21 protein-coding genes and 1 riboswitch are annotated in these 22,112 nt (G+C 44.6%); of the genes, 15 read left to right on the top strand and 6 right to left on the bottom strand.

Features of this window, described 5'->3' with window-relative positions; translation table 11 throughout:
* Positions 1 to 3 precede the first annotated feature (3 nt).
* The 5 genes from QVP35_RS14425 (at position 4) to QVP35_RS14405 (ending at position 5,330) form a co-directional block, all read left to right on the top strand.
* The gene (locus QVP35_RS14425) at positions 4 to 771 is read left to right on the top strand and encodes a cell division protein FtsQ/DivIB (RefSeq protein ID WP_022261305.1); all 768 of its coding nucleotides are present in this window, start codon (positions 4 to 6) and stop codon (positions 769 to 771) included.
* A 103-nt stretch (positions 772 to 874) separates the two neighbouring features.
* The gene (gene ftsZ, locus QVP35_RS14420; protein ID WP_009290260.1) at positions 875 to 2,026 is read left to right on the top strand and encodes a cell division protein FtsZ; all 1,152 of its coding nucleotides are present in this window, start codon (positions 875 to 877) and stop codon (positions 2,024 to 2,026) included.
* 139 nt (positions 2,027 to 2,165) lie between these two features.
* Positions 2,166 to 2,945, top strand: a complete 780-nt coding sequence (locus tag QVP35_RS14415) for a sigma-E processing peptidase SpoIIGA (RefSeq protein ID WP_225103781.1) — start codon at positions 2,166 to 2,168, stop codon at positions 2,943 to 2,945.
* Between the two features lie 4 nt (positions 2,946 to 2,949).
* Positions 2,950 to 3,681: an RNA polymerase sporulation sigma factor SigE gene (gene sigE, locus QVP35_RS14410; protein ID WP_006565514.1), complete on the top strand. Its 732-nt coding sequence runs from the start codon at positions 2,950 to 2,952 to the stop codon at positions 3,679 to 3,681.
* A 230-nt stretch (positions 3,682 to 3,911) separates the two neighbouring features.
* Positions 3,912 to 5,330 (top strand): GH25 family lysozyme, encoded by a 1,419-nt coding sequence (locus tag QVP35_RS14405; protein ID WP_009290263.1) that lies wholly within the window; start codon positions 3,912 to 3,914, stop codon positions 5,328 to 5,330.
* 74 nt (positions 5,331 to 5,404) lie between these two features.
* Here QVP35_RS14405 and QVP35_RS14400 read toward each other — a convergent pair whose 3' ends face one another.
* On the bottom strand, positions 5,405 to 5,794 hold the full coding sequence (locus tag QVP35_RS14400) for a type II secretion system protein (protein WP_083809551.1): 390 nt from the start codon (positions 5,792 to 5,794) through the stop codon (positions 5,405 to 5,407).
* 176 nt (positions 5,795 to 5,970) lie between these two features.
* Between QVP35_RS14400 and QVP35_RS14395 the strand changes: the two genes are divergently transcribed.
* The 4 genes from QVP35_RS14395 to QVP35_RS14380 all read left to right on the top strand — a co-directional run bounded on the left by QVP35_RS14395 (position 5,971) and on the right by QVP35_RS14380 (position 9,945).
* Positions 5,971 to 7,350 carry a GH25 family lysozyme gene (locus tag QVP35_RS14395; protein WP_009290265.1) on the top strand — a complete coding sequence of 460 codons (1,380 nt, stop codon included), beginning with the start codon at positions 5,971 to 5,973 and terminating at the stop codon, positions 7,348 to 7,350.
* A gap of 81 nt (positions 7,351 to 7,431) precedes the next feature.
* Positions 7,432 to 7,791, top strand: a complete 360-nt coding sequence (gene mgsA / locus QVP35_RS14390; RefSeq protein WP_006568058.1) for a methylglyoxal synthase — start codon at positions 7,432 to 7,434, stop codon at positions 7,789 to 7,791.
* Between the two features lie 58 nt (positions 7,792 to 7,849).
* A riboswitch (ZMP/ZTP riboswitch) is annotated at positions 7,850 to 7,929 on the top strand.
* Positions 7,930 to 8,043: 114 nt separating this feature from the next.
* Positions 8,044 to 8,757 (top strand): IMP cyclohydrolase, encoded by a 714-nt coding sequence (locus QVP35_RS14385; protein ID WP_009290266.1) that lies wholly within the window; start codon positions 8,044 to 8,046, stop codon positions 8,755 to 8,757.
* Positions 8,758 to 8,766: 9 nt separating this feature from the next.
* A complete protein-coding gene (locus tag QVP35_RS14380) occupies positions 8,767 to 9,945 on the top strand; it encodes a phosphoribosylaminoimidazolecarboxamide formyltransferase (protein ID WP_009290267.1) in 1,179 nt (392 codons plus the stop codon).
* Between the two features lie 46 nt (positions 9,946 to 9,991).
* Here QVP35_RS14380 and QVP35_RS14375 read toward each other — a convergent pair whose 3' ends face one another.
* The 3 genes from QVP35_RS14375 to QVP35_RS14365 all read right to left on the bottom strand — a co-directional run bounded on the left by QVP35_RS14375 (position 9,992) and on the right by QVP35_RS14365 (position 13,079).
* Positions 9,992 to 10,723, bottom strand: a complete 732-nt coding sequence (locus QVP35_RS14375; protein WP_006568061.1) for a MerR family transcriptional regulator — start codon at positions 10,721 to 10,723, stop codon at positions 9,992 to 9,994.
* A gap of 70 nt (positions 10,724 to 10,793) precedes the next feature.
* Positions 10,794 to 11,543 (bottom strand): TIGR03915 family putative DNA repair protein, encoded by a 750-nt coding sequence (locus tag QVP35_RS14370; protein WP_022261303.1) that lies wholly within the window; start codon positions 11,541 to 11,543, stop codon positions 10,794 to 10,796.
* 63 nt (positions 11,544 to 11,606) lie between these two features.
* A complete protein-coding gene (locus QVP35_RS14365) occupies positions 11,607 to 13,079 on the bottom strand; it encodes a putative DNA modification/repair radical SAM protein (RefSeq protein WP_009290269.1) in 1,473 nt (490 codons plus the stop codon).
* A gap of 168 nt (positions 13,080 to 13,247) precedes the next feature.
* Here QVP35_RS14365 and QVP35_RS14360 point away from each other — a divergent pair, with 168 nt between their 5' ends.
* The 5 genes from QVP35_RS14360 to QVP35_RS14340 all read left to right on the top strand — a co-directional run bounded on the left by QVP35_RS14360 (position 13,248) and on the right by QVP35_RS14340 (position 20,300).
* The gene (locus QVP35_RS14360; RefSeq protein WP_022261302.1) at positions 13,248 to 14,177 is read left to right on the top strand and encodes a DMT family transporter; all 930 of its coding nucleotides are present in this window, start codon (positions 13,248 to 13,250) and stop codon (positions 14,175 to 14,177) included.
* Positions 14,178 to 14,256: 79 nt separating this feature from the next.
* The gene (locus tag QVP35_RS14355; protein WP_009290271.1) at positions 14,257 to 17,157 is read left to right on the top strand and encodes an insulinase family protein; all 2,901 of its coding nucleotides are present in this window, start codon (positions 14,257 to 14,259) and stop codon (positions 17,155 to 17,157) included.
* Between the two features lie 11 nt (positions 17,158 to 17,168).
* Positions 17,169 to 18,074 carry a GTPase Era gene (gene era / locus QVP35_RS14350; RefSeq protein WP_009290272.1) on the top strand — a complete coding sequence of 302 codons (906 nt, stop codon included), beginning with the start codon at positions 17,169 to 17,171 and terminating at the stop codon, positions 18,072 to 18,074.
* Between the two features lie 3 nt (positions 18,075 to 18,077).
* The gene (recO, locus tag QVP35_RS14345; protein ID WP_009290273.1) at positions 18,078 to 18,818 is read left to right on the top strand and encodes a DNA repair protein RecO; all 741 of its coding nucleotides are present in this window, start codon (positions 18,078 to 18,080) and stop codon (positions 18,816 to 18,818) included.
* 90 nt (positions 18,819 to 18,908) lie between these two features.
* Positions 18,909 to 20,300, top strand: coding sequence for a glycine--tRNA ligase (locus QVP35_RS14340; RefSeq protein ID WP_009290274.1), 1,392 nt, complete (start codon positions 18,909 to 18,911; stop codon positions 20,298 to 20,300).
* Between the two features lie 93 nt (positions 20,301 to 20,393).
* Here QVP35_RS14340 and QVP35_RS14335 read toward each other — a convergent pair whose 3' ends face one another.
* Positions 20,394 to 20,714 carry a hypothetical protein gene (locus QVP35_RS14335; protein WP_306799450.1) on the bottom strand — a complete coding sequence of 107 codons (321 nt, stop codon included), beginning with the start codon at positions 20,712 to 20,714 and terminating at the stop codon, positions 20,394 to 20,396.
* Positions 20,715 to 20,984: 270 nt separating this feature from the next.
* The gene (locus QVP35_RS14330; protein WP_006568071.1) at positions 20,985 to 21,656 is read right to left on the bottom strand and encodes a Crp/Fnr family transcriptional regulator; all 672 of its coding nucleotides are present in this window, start codon (positions 21,654 to 21,656) and stop codon (positions 20,985 to 20,987) included.
* A gap of 99 nt (positions 21,657 to 21,755) precedes the next feature.
* On the opposite strand from QVP35_RS14330, the gene QVP35_RS14325 reads away from it, so the two are divergent.
* On the top strand, positions 21,756 to 22,076 hold the full coding sequence (locus tag QVP35_RS14325; protein WP_009290277.1) for a TIGR04076 family protein: 321 nt from the start codon (positions 21,756 to 21,758) through the stop codon (positions 22,074 to 22,076).
* Positions 22,077 to 22,112: the final 36 nt, after the last annotated feature.

Genomic DNA, 22,112 nt, shown 5'->3' with positions numbered 1-22,112 from the left:
ATTATGGATAAAAATGAAAAAATAATTACAATCAGTCAGGCAAAAAAACAGCAGAAGGGCCTTGGGAATAAGAAAAAAATTATCGGCTGCATTGCCGGCCTGCTGTTTCTTCTCTGTATTATTTTATTTGCAGTATTCCAGACGAAAAAGATTGTCATAAAAGGGAACAGCCATTACACAGAGGGTGAGATAGCGGCCGCACTGAAGGACAATACATACACGGGCAACGGGCTGATCCTGTTTCTGAGAAATAAGATTGCGCCTGTAAAGACGCTTCCGTTCGTAGATTCTGTAACGATAACTCTTAAGGGGACGAATCAGGTGACGGTGCAGGTCAATGAGAAAAAACGGGCAGGGTGTCTGAATTATAACGGGAAATATGTTTATTTCGATAAGGAAGGCTATGCGCTGGAAATTTATGAGAAACACTATGATGATGTGCCGCTGGTCACAGGGCTGAATTATAAAAAAATTGCTCTCGGTGAAAAAATACCGGAGAAGAAGACTGCCGTATTTGAGCAGATACTAAAAATTACCATGGCCATCGACAAGTATGATCTTCCGGTAAGCCAGATCCATTTTAATGCAGAAGGGAAAGCCCTTCTGATCAGCGGAGATTTAACGATTAATCTGTGGAACAGCCGGGAGCTGGACTTGAAGCTTACAGAGCTTACAGGTATCCTTCCTAAGATGAAAGGCAAGAAGGGTACCATCTCGATGAAATATTTTACAAAGGACAATCCGGTAGCGATTTTCAAGAAGAAAAAGTAGTTGAAAGTTTAACTGAAAAACTGTATCATGTAAGAAGATAACATGAAATGATAATGTGGATGAGTATAAGAAAATTTGAGATAGAGATTGAAGGAGGAGCATCGTGGTCGAGATTATGCCGAATGTAGAAAGCACACAAGCCAGAATTTTAGTCATTGGAGTCGGGGGAGCCGGCAACAATGCAGTGAACCGCATGGTTGACGAAAATATACAGGGAGTGGAACTTGTAGGAATTAACACGGACAGGCAGGCCCTGTCTTTATGCAAGTGCTCTACGAAGATCCAGATAGGAGAAAAGCTGACCAAAGGTCTCGGTGCCGGTGCGAAACCTGAGATCGGAGAGGCAGCGGTGGAAGAAAACCGGGATGAGATCACACAGCTGGTACAGGGTGCCGATATGGTCTTTGTCACCTGCGGTATGGGAGGCGGAACAGGTACCGGAGCAGCACCGGTGATTGCCGAGATTTCAAAGTCTCTTGGTATTTTGACCGTCGGTGTTGTCACAAAGCCTTTTACTTTTGAAGGAAAGCCAAGAATGAATAATGCTGTCGCGGGAGTGGCGCGTCTTCAGGATCAGGTGGACACGATGATCGTGATTCCGAATGACAAGCTGCTTCAGATCTGCGAGAAGAAAACAACCATTCCGGACGCACTCAAAAAAGCTGATGAAGTGCTTCAGCAGGGTGTTCAGGGAATTACCGATATGATCTACAATCCTGGTCTTATCAATGTTGACTTTGCAGACATCCAGACGGTTATGCGCGATAAGGGTATTGCACACATCGGTATGGGTGTTGCGGATGAGGAATTGGAAGCAATCAAGGCAGCCATGGAAAGCCCGCTTCTGGAAACTACAGTTTCCGGAGCGACCGATATCATCGTCAATTTCTCAGGTGATGTGGGTATGCTGGAGGCACAGCAGGCAGTAGAGTACTTGAAGGATACGGCTGGACAAGAAGTCAACGTTATCTTCGGCACTGTCAACTCTGATATGGGTGACCAGATCAGCGCAACTATCGTTGCCACGGGGATCCAGTCTGAGGCAGGAGCCAGAGGAGCAGGATTTAAGAAGAAAAGCATTACTCCTCCTCCCGTTTTTTCCGGACAGCCTATCTACAGCAGTCAGCCGAAAAGTGAGCCTGCTGAAACAGCAGAATCTACATATGGGAGCAAAGAACAGGAGACTGCCAGTGTAGAGGATCATGATTCAAAGATCGTGATTCCGGAGTTTTTATTAAAGAGCAGAAGAAAATAAAATAAACGTGGGACAAGCCCGTATCTTGCCGTAAGGCAGGATACGGGTTTTTTTGTAGAATTAACGTATCTGCCACTTCTCTTTTTTGACAAAGTACGTGCACCTCTTTTTTTATAATAAGCTTATGTTTTTTTTGATGATGTTTTTGGAACAGTGGCTGGTCCTCCTGGGGCTGCTGCTTATTTTAAGAAGTTCGCTGAAATCACAGAGTTCTGTCTGGCGTATCCTGCTGGCATCAGCGGCCGGAAGCGGACTCGGGTGTCTGACGGCATGGGCGGCGGAAGGAAATCAGGCAGTCCAGCTTGGATTTCTCGCGGCAAGCATCGGAGCGACCTCCTGGCTTGCATTTCCGCTCTCTCTGAGAAAAAGTCTGATATGTTCCGGATATTTATTTGCACTCTCAGCCTTGCTGGGCGGACTGTGGAGCTTCGTGAAATACCGTTTATCTATCCATATCTGGATTTTCGGCTGTTTTGCGGCGTTTCTCCTCTTGGCTTTTTTGTATTGTGCAGTCTGGGAAAATATCAGGAGCCAGAAAGATTCCTTATACCAGGTATCATTTGAACTCCTTGGCAGGACGGTCAGAGTCACTGCCTATTTGGATACGGGGAATTTTTTATACGAACCTATAGAAAAGATCCCGGTTTCCGTCATGGAGGAACAGGCACTGAATCCATATTTAGATGAATCATTAACCATTTTAATAGAAAAACATAAGCTAAAAGATATAAGAATGATTCCATACAGGACGGTTGGCAGGGAAAACGGCCTGATGATGGGGATTCTTGTAGCTAATATCAGAATCAAGAATAGCAGCCAGACATGGATGGCAGAAAGAGGATTGATAGGACTGTCAGAGCACCCGCTTTCCCGGGACGGCCACTATCAGTTACTGCTCCATCCGGATCTGGTCAGATAAAGTAATGGGAGGTTGTACAGTGCTGAAACTTAATGTGACATGCCAAAAGAGGACTTTTTTAGCGAAAGGAAAAGAAATCCACTACATAGGGGGTGCAGAAATTCTGCCGGCTCCTCTGGAAGCAAAGGAAGAGGAGAAGATGATACATAAGCTCGGGACAGCGGAGGAGCCGGAAGCCAGGGCAAAATTAATTGAGCGGAATCTGCGGCTTGTAGTCTACATAGCAAAGAAATTTGACAATACAGGGATCGGTGTTGAAGATTTAATATCCATTGGGACGATCGGACTGATCAAAGCCATCAATACATTTAATCCGGCCAAAAAGATCAAACTTGCTACCTACGCTTCCAGATGCATTGAGAATGAAATTCTGATGTATTTGAGAAGAAATAACAAGACGAAGATGGAAGTGTCCATCGATGAACCGCTGAATGTGGATTGGGACGGAAATGAACTTCTGCTCTCGGATATACTCGGAACAGACGAAGACATTATTTACAGGGACCTGGAGCATGAGGTGGACAGGAAGCTTTTGCTGAATGCCATGAAGATCCTCTCTGACCGGGAGAGAAAGATCATTGAGCTGAGATTCGGCATCAACCAGAAGGATGGGGAGGAGAAAACACAGAAAGAGGTTGCCGATTTAATGGGAATCTCCCAGTCGTACATATCCAGATTGGAAAAGAAGATTATTAAAAGATTAAAGAGAGAGATGTCCCGGATGGGGTGTGTCTGATCAGTGAAAAAGAGAATGCCGCATGGGAGAAGTCCTGATGCGGCTTTTTCATTTCATAGAAAAGTTCTACGACCTTCTCTATGAAATACAAAATCTCCGAGGGCTGTCCACAGATGCGTAAGGAAAACTTTGTTTTACATGAAGACTCATGGAAAAATTTTCTGTGTGATTGGGTTTTGAAAATGAGCGGAAAGATGTTATACTACTGACATAGAAAAAGGAGGAGACAAGTGAGAGTAAAAGGGGTAAAGAATAAACTTGCAGTATTTGTTTCAGCAATCGTATTGGCGGCTGGAATTTCTTACGTCAGCCATGCTTCTGTTTTTGCGGAAGAAAAAAGTGCGGAAGAACATGATCCGGCCAACAGTTGGCGGTTTAAAGATGGAAAACCGGTAAAACAGCAGGAGCCGATAGGTCCATCCATATCAGCCAGAGGAGGCAGGGCAGTTTCAAATGCTTGGAAAAATGTAAACGGTGTATTTTTGAATTCCCTGGGGAATCCAATTCCAAATGCCACTGCAAAGGGAATCGATGTGAGCAAATGGGACGGTAAAATTGACTGGAATAAAGTCAAAGCAGACGGAGTTGATTATGCCATTCTAAGGGTGGGATACGGAGAAAATCTTAAAAGCCAGGATGATCCAACATGGGCATACAATTCATCCGAATGTGAGAGAATCGGGATGCCTTATGGCGTATACATATATTCGTATGCAACTAATACGACGAAAGCAAAAAGCGAAGCAGAACACGTGATACGCCTGGTCAAGGGTAAGAAGCTTTCCTATCCGATTTATTATGATATGGAAGATGAGAAATTTCAGGGAGGATTGTCAAATAAGAAACTAGGAGAAATTGCCGATACTTTTATAAAGACACTGGACAGCGCAGGTTATAAGAATGTCGGTGTTTATGCAAATAAATACTGGTTTACTTCACGGCTGACAAGCAGTGTATTTGATAAATATCCAAGATGGGTTGCACAGTATAATTACCGCTGTGATTATGACGGAACTTATCATATGTGGCAGAGTACAGATTCAGGAAAGGTCAGTGGAATCGGTACAAATGTAGATCTGAATTTTAAAATAGGCTCATGGAACGTCAATGCACTGCAGACGACAGCTGTTTCGTCAATGAAGCGGAATAAGACAAGCCTGAAGCTTAAGAACGGTTCTTCCTATACATTGAAAAAATCAATCGCGCCATCCAATGCTTCCAACAAAACGGTGACATGGACCAGTTCCAATAAAAAAGTGGCAGCTGTTTCTTCCGGGGGAAAGATCACTGCAAAGGGCGTGGGGAAAGCAACGATCACAGCGAAGACATCCAACGGGAAAAAGGCAGTCTGCAAGGTTACGGTACGGCCCAGGACGAACAAAATTAAAAAGCTTAAAAAATCGGGAAGGAAAAGCATTAAGGTTACCTGGTCAAAAGTTAGCGGTACTACAAAATATCAGATTTATATGTCAAAAAAGAAATCTTCCGGATATAAAAGGGTAAAAACTGCATCAGCTAAAACATTCAGTTTTACCAAAAAAGGACTGAAGAGAGGCAAACGTTACTATTTTAAAATACGTTCTTATAAAACAGTTGGAAAAACCAAGTATTACAGCAGCTACAGTCCAATCAAATCAATAAAAAGATAGGAATAAAAAGCAATAAAAAAGATCCTGAAAAGGATCTTTTTTATTGCTTTTGAATATCGAAACTAAAGAATGATTTATTTAATGGTGACGGTGTTATCGTATCTCTGATAAGTATAGTTTTTAGATTTATATTTGTAGATAATCGTCAGGCGGTCCGGGCTGATGTATAAATACTGGACTTTACTAAAGTCAATGTCACTTCCCAAATAATGCATGAAGGAATCCTTAAAATCGGTATCTATGGTGGTACCCTGCTCATGGCTCCAGTCGGCTCCCGAAGAATAGATTACTTCACCATTTTTACTGTTGTTGTCAGCATAAACCTCCGCATAGGCAGAAGTAGCAGCGTTTGCGATCAGCTTTAAATCCGCATGGGCCGAGCGTTTGTTGGCTCTGTCTATGTACCCGGTCAGAGTCGGCACCAGCAAAGCGATCAGGATCGCCAGAATAACCAGCACGACGATTAATTCAACTAAAGTAAATCCTTTTTTTGTTCCCTCTTAAACGATTCATATAAACCCCATCCTTTGTCGTTTGTTTTTTTTAATTATATCACAGGAGAATGAAAATTTATACCCACAGGCGGACAACTTGTGATATAATAGTCCTACAAATGTAGGATTATCGAAAGGGGACAGGGATGAAGAAAAGTTTTTTAAGAGCGGCAAAGAAAGTTTTCGCGGTACTTTTGACTGTCAGTTTGATGTCGGCTGCACTGCCGGTACTCGTAAACGGTAACCAATCAGAACCTAAACAGAAGGAAGGACAGGGAGCAGAGAACAGCTGGCGTTACAAAAACGGTACACCGATCTATCCCGGACAGTCTTTCAGCAGAGCTTCAAAACCATATTCAAATGCCTGGAATAAAGTCAACGGCATGTTTGTCAATGATCTGGGGAATCCGATTCCGGGAGCAGTGAAAAAGGGGATAGATGTCAGTCAGCATCAGGGAAAGATTGACTGGGAGATGGTGAAAATATCAGGGATTGATTTTGCTGTTATCCGGTGTGGGTATGGAATGGATCAAACAGACCAAGACGATGATCAATGGCTGCGGAATGTATCAGAATGTGAGCGTCTGGGCATTCCCTATGGAGTTTACCTTTATTCCTATGCAGACACAGTAGAGAAGGCGAAAAGTGAGGCAGATCATGTTATTCGTCTGATTAAGGATAAAAAATTATCATATCCTGTTTATTACGACTTGGAAGATGATTCTTTATTAAAGCTTTCAAATTCCAAATTGGCACAGATTACAGAGGCATTTGCCGGAAGATTAAAGGCAAACGGTTATAGCAAAGTAGGAATATATGCAAATAAAAATTGGTTTGAGAAGAAACTGACGAATAAGACATTTCAAAAATATCCAAAATGGGTTGCACAATATAGCAATCTGTGTACTTATTCCGGAAACTATGTTATGTGGCAGTGTACTAACAAAGGAACGGTCAATGGCATCAGAGGAAATGTGGATATAAACTTCCTGATCAGCAGCATTCCTGCAAAAAATATCAAACTGAATAAAAAGTCCCTGTCGCTGAAGAAAGGTTCCTACTATACACTGAAAAGTTACATAGAACCTAAGAACTCCTATCCTTCAGTTAAGTGGTCCAGCTCCAGTTCGTCTGTGGCATCGGTCAGTTCGTCAGGCAAAGTAACGGCGAAAAAGGTAGGGACAGCGGTTATCACCGGAAGAACAGGAAATGGAAAAAAGGCTTCCTGCAAAATTACGGTGATCCCAAAGACGAATAAAATAAAGAAGCTGAAGAAGAGCGGATCAAAGGGGATTAAAATAAGCTGGTCAAAAATTTCCGGCGTGTCTAAATATCAGATTTACATGTCCAGGAAAAAGTCTTCCGGTTTTAAAAGGATAGCAACTGTATCTGCAAAAAAAGCATCTTACACAAAAGGCAAGTTAAAAAAGAAAAAAAGGTACTATTTTAAAGTCAGATCGTATCAGACTGTAAAGAAAAAGAAAATTTACAGTAAATTTTCTAAAGTAAAATCTCTTAAGCGGTGATCTAAAGATATTCCTCTTGTAAAAGTGGCTTCTTTAGTGTAGATTAGCCTTACAGTCATTAAACATCAGGAGGATAAAGATATGATTATTGCATTGATCGCACATGACAAGAAAAAAGACGAGATGGTGGAATTTGCAAAGAAGCATAAAGAAACATTAGCAAAATATGACTTGGTCGCAACCGGTACAACCGGAAAACGGGTAGAGGAAGCCACAGGACTTCCGGTGAAGAAATATTTGTCAGGACCGTATGGAGGAGACCAGCAGCTGGGAGGCAGAATTGCAGAGGGAAAGATCGGACTGGTTGTTTTTTTCCGGGACCCACTGACTGCACAGCCCCATGAGCCGGACGTGTCTGCACTGCTTCGTGTCTGTGATGTGCACAAGGTACCGGCAGTCACCAACACTGCGGCGGCAGAACTGATGATTCAAATGTTTTAAACTGTCAGGACTGAGTATTTTGACTTGAAAAATGACAGATCATAGTGTATATTTATTTTGAAAGCTGTGCGACTGGCGGATAGTGGAGAAACCACGGGGAGCACGGCAGCAGAAATGCCGGCCGCCTGGGCAACTTTTATTTAGTGTGCCCAGGCGGCTTATTTTTACATAAAAAAGGTCTGCGAACCTTTCGTATGGAATGAAAATCTCTCTGCGAAGCTGCACACAGATACAAAAGGAGGATACAGGACAATGAAGATGTTGTCATTAGAAAACGAGTTAAAAGGGAATTCATACCCTGGAAGAGGAATTGTGATCGGGAAGTCACCAAACGGGGCCTATGCAGTGACTGCATATTTTATCATGGGAAGAAGCGAAAACAGCAGAAACCGTGTGTTTATTGAGGACGGAAAAGGTATCCGGACACAGGCTTTTGATCCGTCAAAGCTGAGTGATCCGAGCCTTATCATCTATGCTCCGGTCAAGGTATTAGGAAATAAAACAATCGTGACCAACGGAGACCAGACGGATACGATCTACGAGCTCATGGATAAACAGCAGACATTTGAACAGGCATTGAGGACGAGAGAGTTTGAGCCGGATGCACCGAATTATACTCCGCGTATTTCAGGCATTATGCATGTGGAAAACGGAACCTACAACTATGCAATGTCTATTTTAAAGAGCAATAACGGTAATCCGGATGCATGTAACCGGTATACATTTGCCTATGAGAATCCGGTAAGCGGGGAGGGACATTTCATTCATACCTATATGCAGGACGGAGATCCGCTTCCGAGTTTTGAGGGAGAGCCTAAATTAATCGGTTTAGACGATGATATTAATGCGTTTACAAGCCGTGTGTGGGAAAGCCTGAATGAAGACAACAAAGTATCTCTGTTTGTGCGCTACATTGATATCAAAACAGGAGAATATGAAACAAGGATCGTGAACAAGAATCGATAGGAGGAGACCATGAAGGAATTAGAATTAAAATACGGATGCAATCCGAATCAGAAGCCGTCAAGAATTTACATGGAAGACGGTGAACTGCCGATCAAAGTGTTAAGCGGCAAACCGGGATATATTAATTTTCTCGATGCATTAAACGGATGGCAGCTGGTGAAGGAACTAAAAAAAGCGACCGGGCTTCCGGCGGCAGCTTCCTTTAAGCACGTCTCTCCTGCAGGCGCTGCGGTAGGGCTTCCGATGACTGATGTGGAAAAGAAGATTTACTGGGTAGATGACATGGATATGGAATTTACTCCTCTTGCCAATGCATATGCCAGGGCGAGGGGGGCTGACCGTATGTCTTCCTTCGGAGATTTCATTTCACTTTCCGATGTGTGTGATGCGGCAACAGCCAAAATTATAAAAAGAGAGGTGTCTGACGGGGTTATCGCACCGGGATATGACGCAGACGCTCTTGAAATTTTAAAAGAAAAGAAAAAAGGAAACTATAACGTGATCGAGATTGATCCGGATTATGTGCCGGCTCCGGTGGAGCGCAAGGAAGTGTTCGGTGTTACTTTTGAGCAGGGCAGAAATGAACTGAACATTGACAAGGATTTCTTTAACGATATCGTGACAGAGAATAAAGAACTGCCTGACTTTGCTAAAATTGACTTGGCGATTGCAATGATCACATTAAAGTATACCCAGTCTAATTCCGTATGCTACGCAAAGGGCGGACAGGCCATCGGCATCGGTGCGGGACAGCAGTCCAGAATCCACTGTACCCGTCTGGCAGGACAGAAAGCGGACAACTGGTATCTGCGCCAGGCTCCGAAAGTCATGGGACTTGAGTTCGTGGACGGTATCCGACGTGCGGACCGTGACAATGCCATTGACTTGTATATCGGAGACGACTATATGGATGTTTTAGCCGACGGGGCTTGGGAAAATATCTTTAAAGTAAAACCGGAAGTGTTTACGAGAGAAGAAAAGCGTGAATGGCTGGATCAGATGACGGGTGTGGCATTGGGATCAGATGCGTTTTTCCCGTTTGGCGATAATATCGAAAGGGCACACAAAAGCGGCGTTTCTTATGTGGCTGAGCCGGGAGGCTCCATCAGAGATGACCATGTCATTGCCACATGCAATAAATATAACATGGTGATGTGTTTTACGGGAATCCGTTTATTCCATCATTAGAAGATATAAGAAGGAGAGAAATCAAGCTGGTTTCTCTCCTTCTGTATTATAGGGTCTGGCAGTAAATATGAATGGCCTTTGAGACGAAACGGGCGGTTCCCTCTCCGCCGGCACGGTCTATAGACTCTTTCATCCTGTCATCACAGACGTACATTTCGCCCAGAGAGGCCAGAATATCGTCTGTACAGGTATAATATTGATCCGTAATAGACTGTTTGAGGAGCTCAACCTGGTGCATCACCGGTTCGGAGGCCGGGTCTTCGTTTATGAGACGGCCAAATTCCGCAAAGTTTGCCATAAACTTGGTATTCATGACCTTCCAGTCCTCCTCTGTATAAGTTTTTGCTTTCTGCTCATATTCACGGAAAGCATCGGTACCGCCCCAGCTTTTTCTGGCCTCGGATTTATAGCTTTCCAGCGTTTCTTTGTTCAATGTCTGATAATTCAATGATTCCACTCCTAACTTTTGAATTCCAAGAGCGAAGTCGATCAGATGTTCCAGCCGGTCCTTTTTAAGCCTCAAAAGCTGTATCTGCTGATCTAATGCTTTTTGGCGGTCAAAATCCGGACGATCCAGGATCTCTCTGATGTCCTTTAATGAGAATTCAAGTTCCCGGAACAGTAAAATATGTTGAAGGCGTTCCAAAGCTTTGGTGCCGTACAGCCGGTAGCCAGCCTCCGTGACACGGTCGGGACATAAAAGTCCGATCTCGTCATAATAGTGGAGAGTGCGCACACTGATACCGGTTAATCTGCTTACTTCTCTTACTGTTTTCATCTTGGTCTCCTCCTCCTGGTAAGTACAGAATAGCCTATCACGCTGCGTGAGAGTCAAGAGATAAAATAGATTAAAGGAATTCTGTCATGTGTTTGCGGTACCAGAGCGGCATCATGGTTTTCTGACAGCGGGGATTTTTTCTGGCTTCTACACCGATCGTCTCAAAAAATACTTTCCAGAGATCTGTGTAAAGATCAGAAATCTCAGAGGTCTTCAGACGGTTTAATTCATCCTCTGAGAGGGTGGTCATATAGTAATCATGATCACAGGGATGAACGACGGCAGTTTTCCGGTTATCGTCGATGATCATCCAGTTCTCGGAGGGCATGCGGTCCGTAAACTGGGGAGCCAGGATGGTCAGGACATCACACTTGGGTTCAATATGGGAGATAAGAACATGATCTATTTCGGAAAAACGCAGAAACTCCCGGAATAAGTGAGCTTCATTCATAACTTTACGGTCCAGTTCAAACAAATTCATCACAGCAGGCTCCTGCAGCATATTGACAACGGCAGGCCCATAGTGAAACCCATAGATCAGGAACCGGTAGATCATATCCAGCTTTTCTTCCTGAAAAGACATGGCAGCGCGGTATACCATCTGGTAGGCGCGAAAAGAGATCTTTTTTTGGATGGAACGGATGACACTGGCGGTCTGATCGGGATCGTGATCTACATGGCGGTAATCACAGAACAGTTCCAGATTCCCTATGGGTTCAGTTTTTAATCGGATGTTTTTGTGGCCTAAGCGGGATGCCCAGGCAGTGTATATACAGGACATCATATCCTCAAACGTATCTTTGCAGGTGAAAATGGTCATGCGTTTTCTCCATTATTTTCAGTCGGCCGTTTTTCAGGCAAATATTAAAACTGTTACTGGTTTTTATATTTGTCCGCTCAGAGACTTGCAGGTATCTTCGGCTGAGGGGGCCGATGCAAAATTCTTATCGTCAAACAGGGACAGCTGTTCATAGGTCTGGGGATGATCAATCTCCCAGGACTTTTTGTAATCCTCTCCGATCAGCTGACGGGTGATGAAGTTCTCCTCGATCGGGATATGAAACATCATCTTTCCGTTACAGGTTATAAAATACTTGGCCCGTTTCAGGACGATCCCCATCTTTTTCAGGTTTTCAAATGTCAGGGAGCGCTGTCGGCGGCTCTTGACAATACGGTAGGCGGATTTGGTGCCGATGCCGGGAACTCTCAGAAGATCTGCGTAGCTGGCGCGGTTGATCTCCACAGGGAAAAGCTCCAGGTGCCGCAGTGCCCAGTCGCACTTGGGGTCCAGCATGATATTGAAGTTGGGCCTGTCAGTACTCAGCAGTTCCTCTGCATGAAAGCCGTAAAACCTCAGCAGCCAGTCGGCCTGATAGAGACGATGTTCCCTTAACAGAGGAGGGGCGGTATCCAGGGAGGGAAGGCGGGAATCTTCATTGAGCGGGACATAGGCTGAGAAGAAGACACGTTTCAGATCAAACTTCTGGTACAGCTGCTGAGTGACAGAAAGAAGCTGAAGATCATTCTCTGCGGTAGCTCCAACGATCATCTGAGTGCTCTGCCCGGCGGGGACAAAGGGTGCATTCTTGTCCTTAGCGGGCGGGAGGAAAGAGTTTGATGCCAGCTGTCTGTGCTCCTCGATGCGGCCGGATCGGACATCATCGAAGATCGTGTGCTTTAGACTGCGGTTGCCGCCGAAGCGTTCCATCATAGGGTCCTTGCCGATGGACAGCCGGTGATCTGCGATGCCGGAACGGATCTGTTCCATGGGTTTTAAGATCGTTTTCTGTGTCTTGTGAGGGGCCAGATCCTTCAGTCCTTCCGGTGTGGGCAGTTCCAGATTAATGCTGACGCGGTCCGCGAGATATCCGATGGATTCCAGAAGTTCTTCCGGCGCTCCGGGAATGGCTTTCACATGGATATAGCCGTTGAAATGATACTGATTTCTTAACATAGACAGTGTCCGACACATGAGTTCCATCGTATAGGAAGGACTCTTTACCACACCGGAACTTAGAAACAGCCCTTCGATATAGTTTCGGCGGTAGAACTCGATGACTAAGCGGCAGACTTCTTCCGGGGTGAACGTAGTGCGCACCCGGTCATTGGACGAGCGGTTTAAGCAGTACCTGCAGTCGTAGATACATTCATTACTTTGAAGTATCTTTAAAAGGGAGACACAGCGGCCGTCGGATGCAAAGCTGTGGCAGATGCCTGCAGCCACTCCGTTGCCCAGTTTTCCCTTTTCACCTCTGCGGTCGGCTCCACTGGACGTGCAGGCTACGTCGTACTTGGCTGCGTCTGCTAGAATTGTTAGCTTCTCCTGCAATGACAGGGAAGGACTGATAGTTTCCATAATCCACCTCACAATATCGAATGTTTGTTCTCTTATTCTAGCATAGTGCCATATAAAAAGCAAGGAGGAAAAGAACAAAAGTTCGGGTGAAAAGAAGTTGCGGCAATGTATTGGTAAATGGTATTATTATACTTAACGGAAAAACAATTCAGAAGGATGAGGGTTTGTATGAATCAAAAAAATAAAACGAAGCTCGGCAAGGCAGCGTTGTTCGGTTCTGCACTGATATGGGGCAGTTCCTTTTTTATTATGAAAAATACCATTGCCAATGTCCCGGAAAATTTTCTGCTTGGGACAAGATTTTTAGCAGGGGCATTGCTCTTGTGTATCTTTTTTCATAAGAGACTGGGGAAAATAGATAAAAGTTACTTTAAGACAGGATTTGTGCTGGGAGGATTTTGGTTCTGGGCTTACTGGTTCCAGACCGAAGGACTGTATCACACGACGCCCGGAAAGAATGCATTTTTAACGGCGATCTACTGTGTGGCAGTCCCTTTTGTCACATGGATATGGCAAAAGAAGAAGACTACAAAGCAAAACTTCCTGGCCGCATTGATCTGCATTACGGGTATTGGACTGATTTCACTGGATGGGAACCTTAGTATAGGAATCGGTGATGGATTGACTCTGGTGGGAGGCCTTTTATTTTCCCTTCATATTGCCTATCTTGGCATGAAAAGCGGTCAGAAAGATCCGGTGCTGCTGACGATCGTGCAATTTTTATTTGCTGGACTCTGGGGTGCAGGGATTTCTGTATTTACCGAAGACATCAGTGCTATCCACTGGACGGTCGGACAGGCAGGAAGCCTGGCCTATCTGGTGATCATGTGTACGGCTGTGGCTGTTACCTTTCAGAGTATAGGGCAGAGCCGGGTGAGTTCATCTTCCGCATCTCTGATCCTGAGTCTGGAGTCCGTGTTCGGTGTGCTTTTCAGCGTGATTTTTTATGGTGAGAAGGCGACGGTGAAGATCCTGATCGGTTTTGCCCTGGTGATGGCGGCGATTTTGATCTCGGAGACGGATTTGGGCAGAAAGTCCGGGCACACCGAAAATAATGAAAAAAAACGCATTAATAAGAAAACAGCAAATGTGGTATAATTTATCATGAACAGTGAAATATTTTCCGCCTGTGTGCACGGCGGATCAAGCATAAAATAAAGAACGAATTTCGGAGGCTATGATGAAGAATTATGAATTGGTAAAAGAAGAACAGATCAAAGAGCTGAATGGAACCGGGTATGTGTACCGCCACAAAAAGACAGGGGCCAGGGTTGTGGTAGTATCCAACGAAGATGACAACAAGGTATTCCAGATTGGATTTAAGACACCGCCGAAGGATGACACCGGAGTTCCTCATATCATGGAACACTCTGTACTCTGCGGCTCCAGAGAGTTTCCATTAAAAGACCCGTTTGTGGAACTGGTCAAAGGGTCCCTGAACACATTTTTGAATGCAATGACCTATCCGGATAAGACGGTATATCCGGTGGCAAGCTGCAATGACAAAGACTTTTTTAATCTGATGCATGTGTATTTAGATGCGGTATTTTACCCGAATATCTATACGAAACCCGAAATCTTAAAACAGGAGGGATGGCATCACTCTCTTGAATCAGAAGATGCGCCCGTAATCTACAACGGCGTCGTTTACAACGAAATGAAGGGTGTGTTCTCATCTCCGGATCAGCAGCTGGCGCGTCTGATCCAGAAGTCCCTGCTCTCAGACACTCCGTATGGATTTGAATCCGGAGGCGACCCGGAAGCGATCCCGGAACTCAGCTATGAGCAGTTTTTGGATTTCCACAGGACTTACTATCATCCGTCCAACAGCTATATTTATTTATACGGGGATATGGATGCGGAAAAGTACCTGACATTCATAGACGAACATTATCTGTCTGATTTTGAAAAGAAGCAGGTGGACACATCCTGGAAGCCCCAGGAAGCCTTTAAAGAAGTAAAGAGAGTGGAGGCAGTATATCCGGTCAGCGAGCAGGATGAGATACAGAACAAAACGTTTCTCTCCTATAATGCAGTGATAGGGACAAGTCTTAATAAAGAACTGTATATCGCATTTCAGATTCTTGACAGGGCACTGTTCTCTATGCAGGGCGCGCCGGTGAAAAAGGCTCTGATGGAAGCCGGGATCGGCAAGGACATCAGCAGTTCCTATGACAATGGGATCGAACAGCCTGTGTTTTCCGTGGTGGCCCAAGAGGCAGATGAGGAAAAAGAGGCAGACTTTGTGCGCATCATCGAGGACACCCTGCGTAAGATTTCTAAAGAGGGGATTCAGAGACGAAGCCTGGAATCTGCGCTGAATTATTATGAGTTCCAGTATAAAGAGGCTAATTTCGGCAGATTTCCAAAGGGACTGATGTATGGACTTCAGATGTATGACAGCTGGCTTTATGACGATCATGAGCCGTTTATGCATATCAAGACCAACGATGTGTTTGAGTTTTTGAGAAAACAGCTGGACGGAAGTTATTTTACGGATTTGATTGAAACTTATCTTCTGTCCAATACACATAAATCCATTGTGGTGCTGAAGCCGGAGAGGGGCCTTCAGAGCCGGAAGGACCAGAAGACGGCGCAGAAGCTGAAGGAATTCAAAGAAAGTCTTTCAGAAGAAGAGATCAGGCAGCTCGTTCAGGCTACAAAAGAGCTGAAAGAATATCAGGAGGCGGCAACTCCGAAAGAGGACCTTGAAAAGATCCCGCTTCTGGATATTAAGGATATCAAGAAGGAGATCCGGCCTCTTTGCAATGAAGAAGTATCAGTGGACGGAGTTAAGGTGATCTGGCATCCATATTTTACAAATGGTATCTGCTATCTGAAGATCGTATTCGACATGTCAGAGGTTCCGGCAAGGCTCGTGCCTTATGTGTCTCTCATGTCAGAAGTATTCCGAAGCGTAGATACTAAGAAGCACAGCTACTTTGAGCTTGGAAATGAAATCGGTATTGAGACCGGAGGCATGGTGACGACGATGGACGTTCTGCCGGCCGGTGCTGAAGGTGTAAAAAGTTATTTTGTCATCAGGACAAAGTGTTTTTATGAAAATGCAAAAAAGGCATTTGAACTCATGGAAGAGATCCTGTTTGAGAGCAAACTGGAGGACAAGAAACGTTTGAAAGAGATCATCGGGCAGATTTACACTAATATGAAGACAGATCTTACACAAGCCGGACACAAAACGGCATCCAACCGCGCCATGTCCTATTTTTCTCCTTATGCAAGGTATAAAGAACAGATCCAGGGCGTTTCCATGTTTGAGTTTGTAAAGGACTGGTATGAATCCTTTGAGCAGGAGAGCGGAAAGATCATTGACAGCATGAGAGAGGCGTGCAGATATATTTTCCGGAAGGAACATATGATGGTGAGTTACACAGGAAAAGAAAAAGAACCGTCCTTTTTGGAAGATGCGGTGCACAAGTTCTCAGCACGCATGTTTACCGGCGAATTAGCCAAAGAGGAGACAAAAATTCTTCCGGAGAAAAAGGAGGAGGGCTTCGCTACGGCGGGCGGTGTCCAGTATGTGGCCTGTGCAGGAAATTTTGCTGAGCAGGGTTATGAATATACGGGAGCCTTAAATGTTCTCCAGGTAATCTTTTCTTACGAGTATCTCTGGCTTAATATCCGTGTAAAAGGCGGAGCCTACGGATGCATGTGCAGCTTTATGCCTCAGGGAGACAGTATGTTTGTATCCTATCGGGACCCGAATCTCTTAGAGACTTACAAAGTCTACGAAAATGCGGCTGATTTTGTGGAGCATTTCGATATCGATGACCGTGACATGGTAAAATATATCATCGGAACGATCAGCAATATGGATACCCCGCTGGAGCCGGATGATCTGGGAGAGAGAAGCTTCCAGGCTTATCTTCTTGGAAGGACAGAAGAAGAACTTCAGAAGTACAGAGACCAGGTGCTGTCCTGCAGTCAGGAGACGATCCGTTCGCTGGCACCGTATGTGCGCTGTGTGGTGGATGCGGGAAATAATTGTACTATCGGAAATGAAGATAAACTGAGAGAAGCTGAGGATAAATTTAAAGAAATTAAACACGTATTTTAGGAAGGAATTTTATGAACACAGGAATGAAATCGGGATTTGTGACATTGATCGGCAGGCCAAATGTGGGGAAATCTACGCTGATGAACCAGCTGATCGGACAAAAGATCGCGATCACCTCGAAAAAACCCCAGACAACCAGGAACAGAATCCAGACCGTATTCACCGACGAGAGGGGACAGATTGTATTTTTGGACACTCCGGGGATCAACAGGGCAAAGAACAAGCTCGGCGACTATATGCTGAAAGTCGCCGAGAGGACTCTTAACGAGGTGGATCTTATTTTATGGCTGGTGGAGCCGACTACCTTTATCGGAGGCGGAGAGCGCTATATCATCGAACAGCTGGGCAAGGTGAAGACCCCGGTTATCCTGGTGATCAACAAGACGGACACGGTGAAGGACGAAGAGATCTTAAAAGCGATCACCACCTACAAAGATGTATGTGAATTTGCAGAGATCATACCGGTTTCCGCGCTGAAGGGACAGAACACGGATGATGTCACAGACAGCATTTTCAAATACCTTCCGGAGGGGCCGATGTTTTTTGATGAAGATACAGTCACGGACCAGCCGGAGCGGCAGATCTGCGCGGAGCTGATCAGAGAGAAGGCGCTGCGTCTTCTGGATCAGGAAATTCCGCATGGGATTGCGGTAGTCATCGACTCCATGAAAGAGAGAAGACACGGCCATATCATCGATATTGATGCGACGATCGTGTGCGAGAGAGACTCTCATAAAGGAATCATCATCGGAAAACAGGGCAGTATGTTAAAGAAGATCGGAAGCCAGGCCCGGATGGAGATGGAAAACCTTCTGGATATCAAAGTGAATCTTCAGCTGTGGGTGAAAGTGAAAAAGGACTGGCGTGACAGTGACATGCTTCTCAAAAATTACGGGTACAACAAGAAAGAAGTATAAAAAATGGGTCAGGAGATCAAAGTAACCGGTCTGGTACTGAACGCCGGAAATATCGGAGAATTTGATAAGAGAGTCACGCTTCTCACAAAGGAACGGGGAAGGATCACGGCGTTTGCGAGAGGGGCGAAAAAAGCCACCAGTCCATATGCCGCGGCCTGTCAGCCTCTGACATTCGGAGAGTTTTCACTGTATGAAGGAAGAAGCTCCTTTAATCTCATGTGGGCAGATGTAGGCCATTATTTTGAGGGCGTCAAGGAAGATCTTCTTTTGGTTTCCTATGGCAGTTATTTTTGTGAATTTGCATCTTATCTTACAAGAGAAAACAATGATGAAAAAGAGATTCTGAAGCTTCTTTACCTGAGTCTTAGAGCACTTGAAAAAAAGACCATAGATCCGAAGCTCATACGCAGAGTGTATGAAATTAAACTCATGGCTCTCTACGGACAGGGGATGGAAGTATTTTGCTGCACCCAGTGCGGCAGTACAGAGGACCTCAGTTACTTTGACAGCGGTTCGGGAGGGATTCTCTGCTCAAACTGCACAAAATCCGGGGGACGTACAGTACATATATCCGGATCTGCGGTATATACGCTTCAGTTTATTATAAGCAGCCCCCCGGAGAAGCTGTATACGTTCAGGGTCTCTAAGGAAGTTTTGAAGGAACTTGATTCTGTCAGCGAGTCATTTTTAAAACAGTATGTCAGCCATCATTTCAAGTCTCTGGATTTTTTGGAACTGCTTTGACTTTTTTAGCTTATCTCTTGAAAAAAGAGGGGTTACACGCTACAATAGAACAGATTATAGGAAATGAAGAAACGGTGAGGTAGAAACAATATGGAATTAACAATGGAGAAAATCGTAAATTTAGCAAAGGCCAGAGGTTTTGTGTACAGCGGATCTGAGATTTACGGCGGATTGGCAAATACATGGGATTATGGAAATCTTGGCGTGGAGCTTAAAAACAATGTAAAAAAAGCATGGTGGAAGAAATTTATTCAGGAAAGCCCGTATAATGTAGGTGTGGACTGTGCGATACTTATGAATCCGCAGACCTGGGTTGCTTCCGGACATCTGGGCGGGTTTTCCGACCCTTTGATGGACTGTAAAGAGTGCCACGAACGTTTCCGCGCAGATAAGATCATCGAAGATTATATGGATGAACACGGCATGGAGATTGAGGGCGGCTCTGTGGACGGATGGACCAAAGAAGAGATGGTGGATTTTATCAATGATCATGACATCGTATGCCCGTCCTGCGGAAAGAAAAATTTTACGGATATCCGTGAGTTCAACCTGATGTTCAAGACGTTCCAGGGTGTCACCGAGGATGCGAAAAATACAGTTTACCTGCGCCCGGAAACAGCTCAGGGTATTTTCGTAAACTTTAAAAACGTGCAGAGGACATCCAGAAAGAAGATCCCGTTCGGTATCGGACAGGTCGGAAAATCTTTCAGAAACGAGATCACTCCTGGAAACTTTACGTTCCGTACAAGAGAGTTTGAGCAGATGGAACTGGAATTTTTCTGCGAGCCGGATACAGATCTTGAATGGTTTGCCTACTGGAAAGAATTCTGTATCAACTGGTTAAAGACACTGGGCATCACCGATGACCAGATGAGAGTCCGTGACCATGGAAAAGAAGAACTGTCTTTCTACTCCAAGGCAACTTCAGATATCGAATTTTTATTCCCATTCGGATGGGGAGAACTGTGGGGTATCGCTGACCGTACAGATTATGACCTGACACAGCACCAGAATACTTCAGGGGAAGATCTGACTTACTTTGACGATGAAAAAAAAGAGCGCTACATTCCATATGTAATCGAGCCGTCTCTCGGAGCCGACCGTGTGACTCTTGCATTCTTATGCGCCGCTTATGACGAAGAAGAACTGGAAGGCGGAGACAAACGTACCGTCCTTCGTTTCCACCCGGCTATCGCACCGGTGAAGATCGGGGTGCTTCCTCTGTCCAAGAAATTAGCTGAGGGGGCAGGGAAAGTTTATGAGACGCTTGCGAAATACTACAACTGTGAGTACGATGAGCGCGGAAATATCGGAAAGAGATACAGAAGACAGGACGAGATCGGAACACCGTTCTGTGTGACATACGATTTCGATTCCGAAGAAGACGGAGCAGTAACCGTCAGAGACCGTGATACAATGGAACAGGAACGGGTGAAGATCGAAGATCTGAAAGAATACTTTGAGAAGAAGTTTGACTATTAAAAACTATCAAATAATTGGACCGGCGGGATTTGTTATCCAGCCGGTTTTTCTATTCTGTCAATATGGGTTCTGCACGATCATGCAGGAATCAACTTACATGGATTTTTGATACGCCAGACGTTCACTGCAGTCGTTCAGACAGATGATCCCACAGTATGAGAAACCATTTTTTTTGAGCAGATTCTGCATGACCTTGTTGTCACGGTGGGTATCGATCTTTAAATTTCCGCACTGTTCCAGAGCCCAGGAAAGACAAAAAGAAGCGCATCCTTTCTGTGTTGTTTTGGAAGCAAGTCTGTGTACAACACCGTAAGGGCTTTCATTTCTCCATTTACCGTCATAAATTTTTTTATAAGAAAAATCTTGCCCCATTTTATAAAAAAGACAGCTTGTATTTGTTCGTTTTCTATGCATACATAACTATTTCCAGCTTCTATATCCATGCGGATCATGGACTCTTCCGGATAATGTTCTCCCCATTGATCCGGGTTTCCATGCTGTTTCATAAATAGCCTGGCACCAGAATAGAGAGCCATGATTTCATTCAGCTGTTCGATTCTGGATTTCTGGATTTTCATCATAGATTCCTTTCCCTTTAAAAAGTAATAAATTTGGTTTTGTGTATCTTTTGATGCAGACAAATCATGGGGATGAATTTATAATTCTAGATACAGTCCGGCCGGTTCAAAGAGTTTCCAGCGAACAGTATTCCGTTAGTGCAGGCAGATCCCTGATCTCTATCTGTTTCCGGCGGGTGAGAATAATTTCCTGCTCCCGGAGCTGTGAAAGACCGCGGGTTACATGGATACGACTGATTCCAAGAAGATCGGAAAGATCATCCTGCGTCATGTCGATGTACAGATCCGGATGATCCGTCTCGTTTCCTGTGAGCAGGTAAAGCAGATTGCACAGACGGGTTAAGGAACTGTTGTATTCCTGATGTGCTGTTTCATAGAGCAGACGATTTACATACGTGGAATACCAATCTACAATATTGGCGCTCAGCTGAGGATTTGTCTCAAACATCTGCCGGAATTGCTCTTTTGTAAATTCCAGAACGTTCATATCCGAAACTGCTGTAGTTATGAGAGATTGTTCGATTTTATAGTCATGCTGGTGATAACCAGGGAACACGGTACCCTCCCCGTGGAAGGATATAATTTTCCTGTGGCCGTTTTCGTGTTCCATATAGTTTTGGGCAGCGCCTGAGATTATGTAATGAATTCTTTGGAAGGGTTCGCCGCTCTCCCACAGAAATTCACCCTTTCGAAAGAAACGTTTTTTATGAGGCTGAGTGAGAAAGTAACTGTAAAACTGTTTGAAATCATTGGCAAAAAAGTACCGAGGGGTAAGCATACAAAGACCTCCTTTTGCTCAAAGTGGTTTTTTTATTTTAACACTTTTTTGCTAATGTATCAAAAATGATTGATGAGTCAAAAGGAAGGAGATTAAAAAATGAAAAAAGTAAAAATTACAGTCTTGAGAACCATGTTTAATGAGGACCTGGCTGCCGAGTACGGTGCAGAAGGGCTTGCAGCATGTCCTTTTCACAGGGAGGGTCAAGTGTTTTACGCCGACTATGCAAAACCGGAAGGACTCTGCGATGAGGCGTGGAAGGCTATTTACCAGTATGTATTTGCACTGGCCCATGGAGCGGGAAATGAAGTGTTCTATTACGGAGACTGGATCAGAAAGCCGGGCACTGCCATATGCAGCTGCAATGACGGGCTGCGCCCGGTAATCTTTAAGCTGGAGACGACACAAGAGGAAGAGTGACATTTTCCACATGATTTCCGTTCGGCTCTTAGAATG

It is taken from the genome of Anaerostipes sp. CAG:276 (assembly GCF_000432215.1).
Taxonomy (GTDB): Bacteria; Bacillota; Clostridia; order Lachnospirales; family Lachnospiraceae; genus Anaerostipes; species Anaerostipes caccae.
Note: the sequence above shows the minus strand (reverse complement) of the source record. Positions and strands in the feature narration are given on the sequence as shown.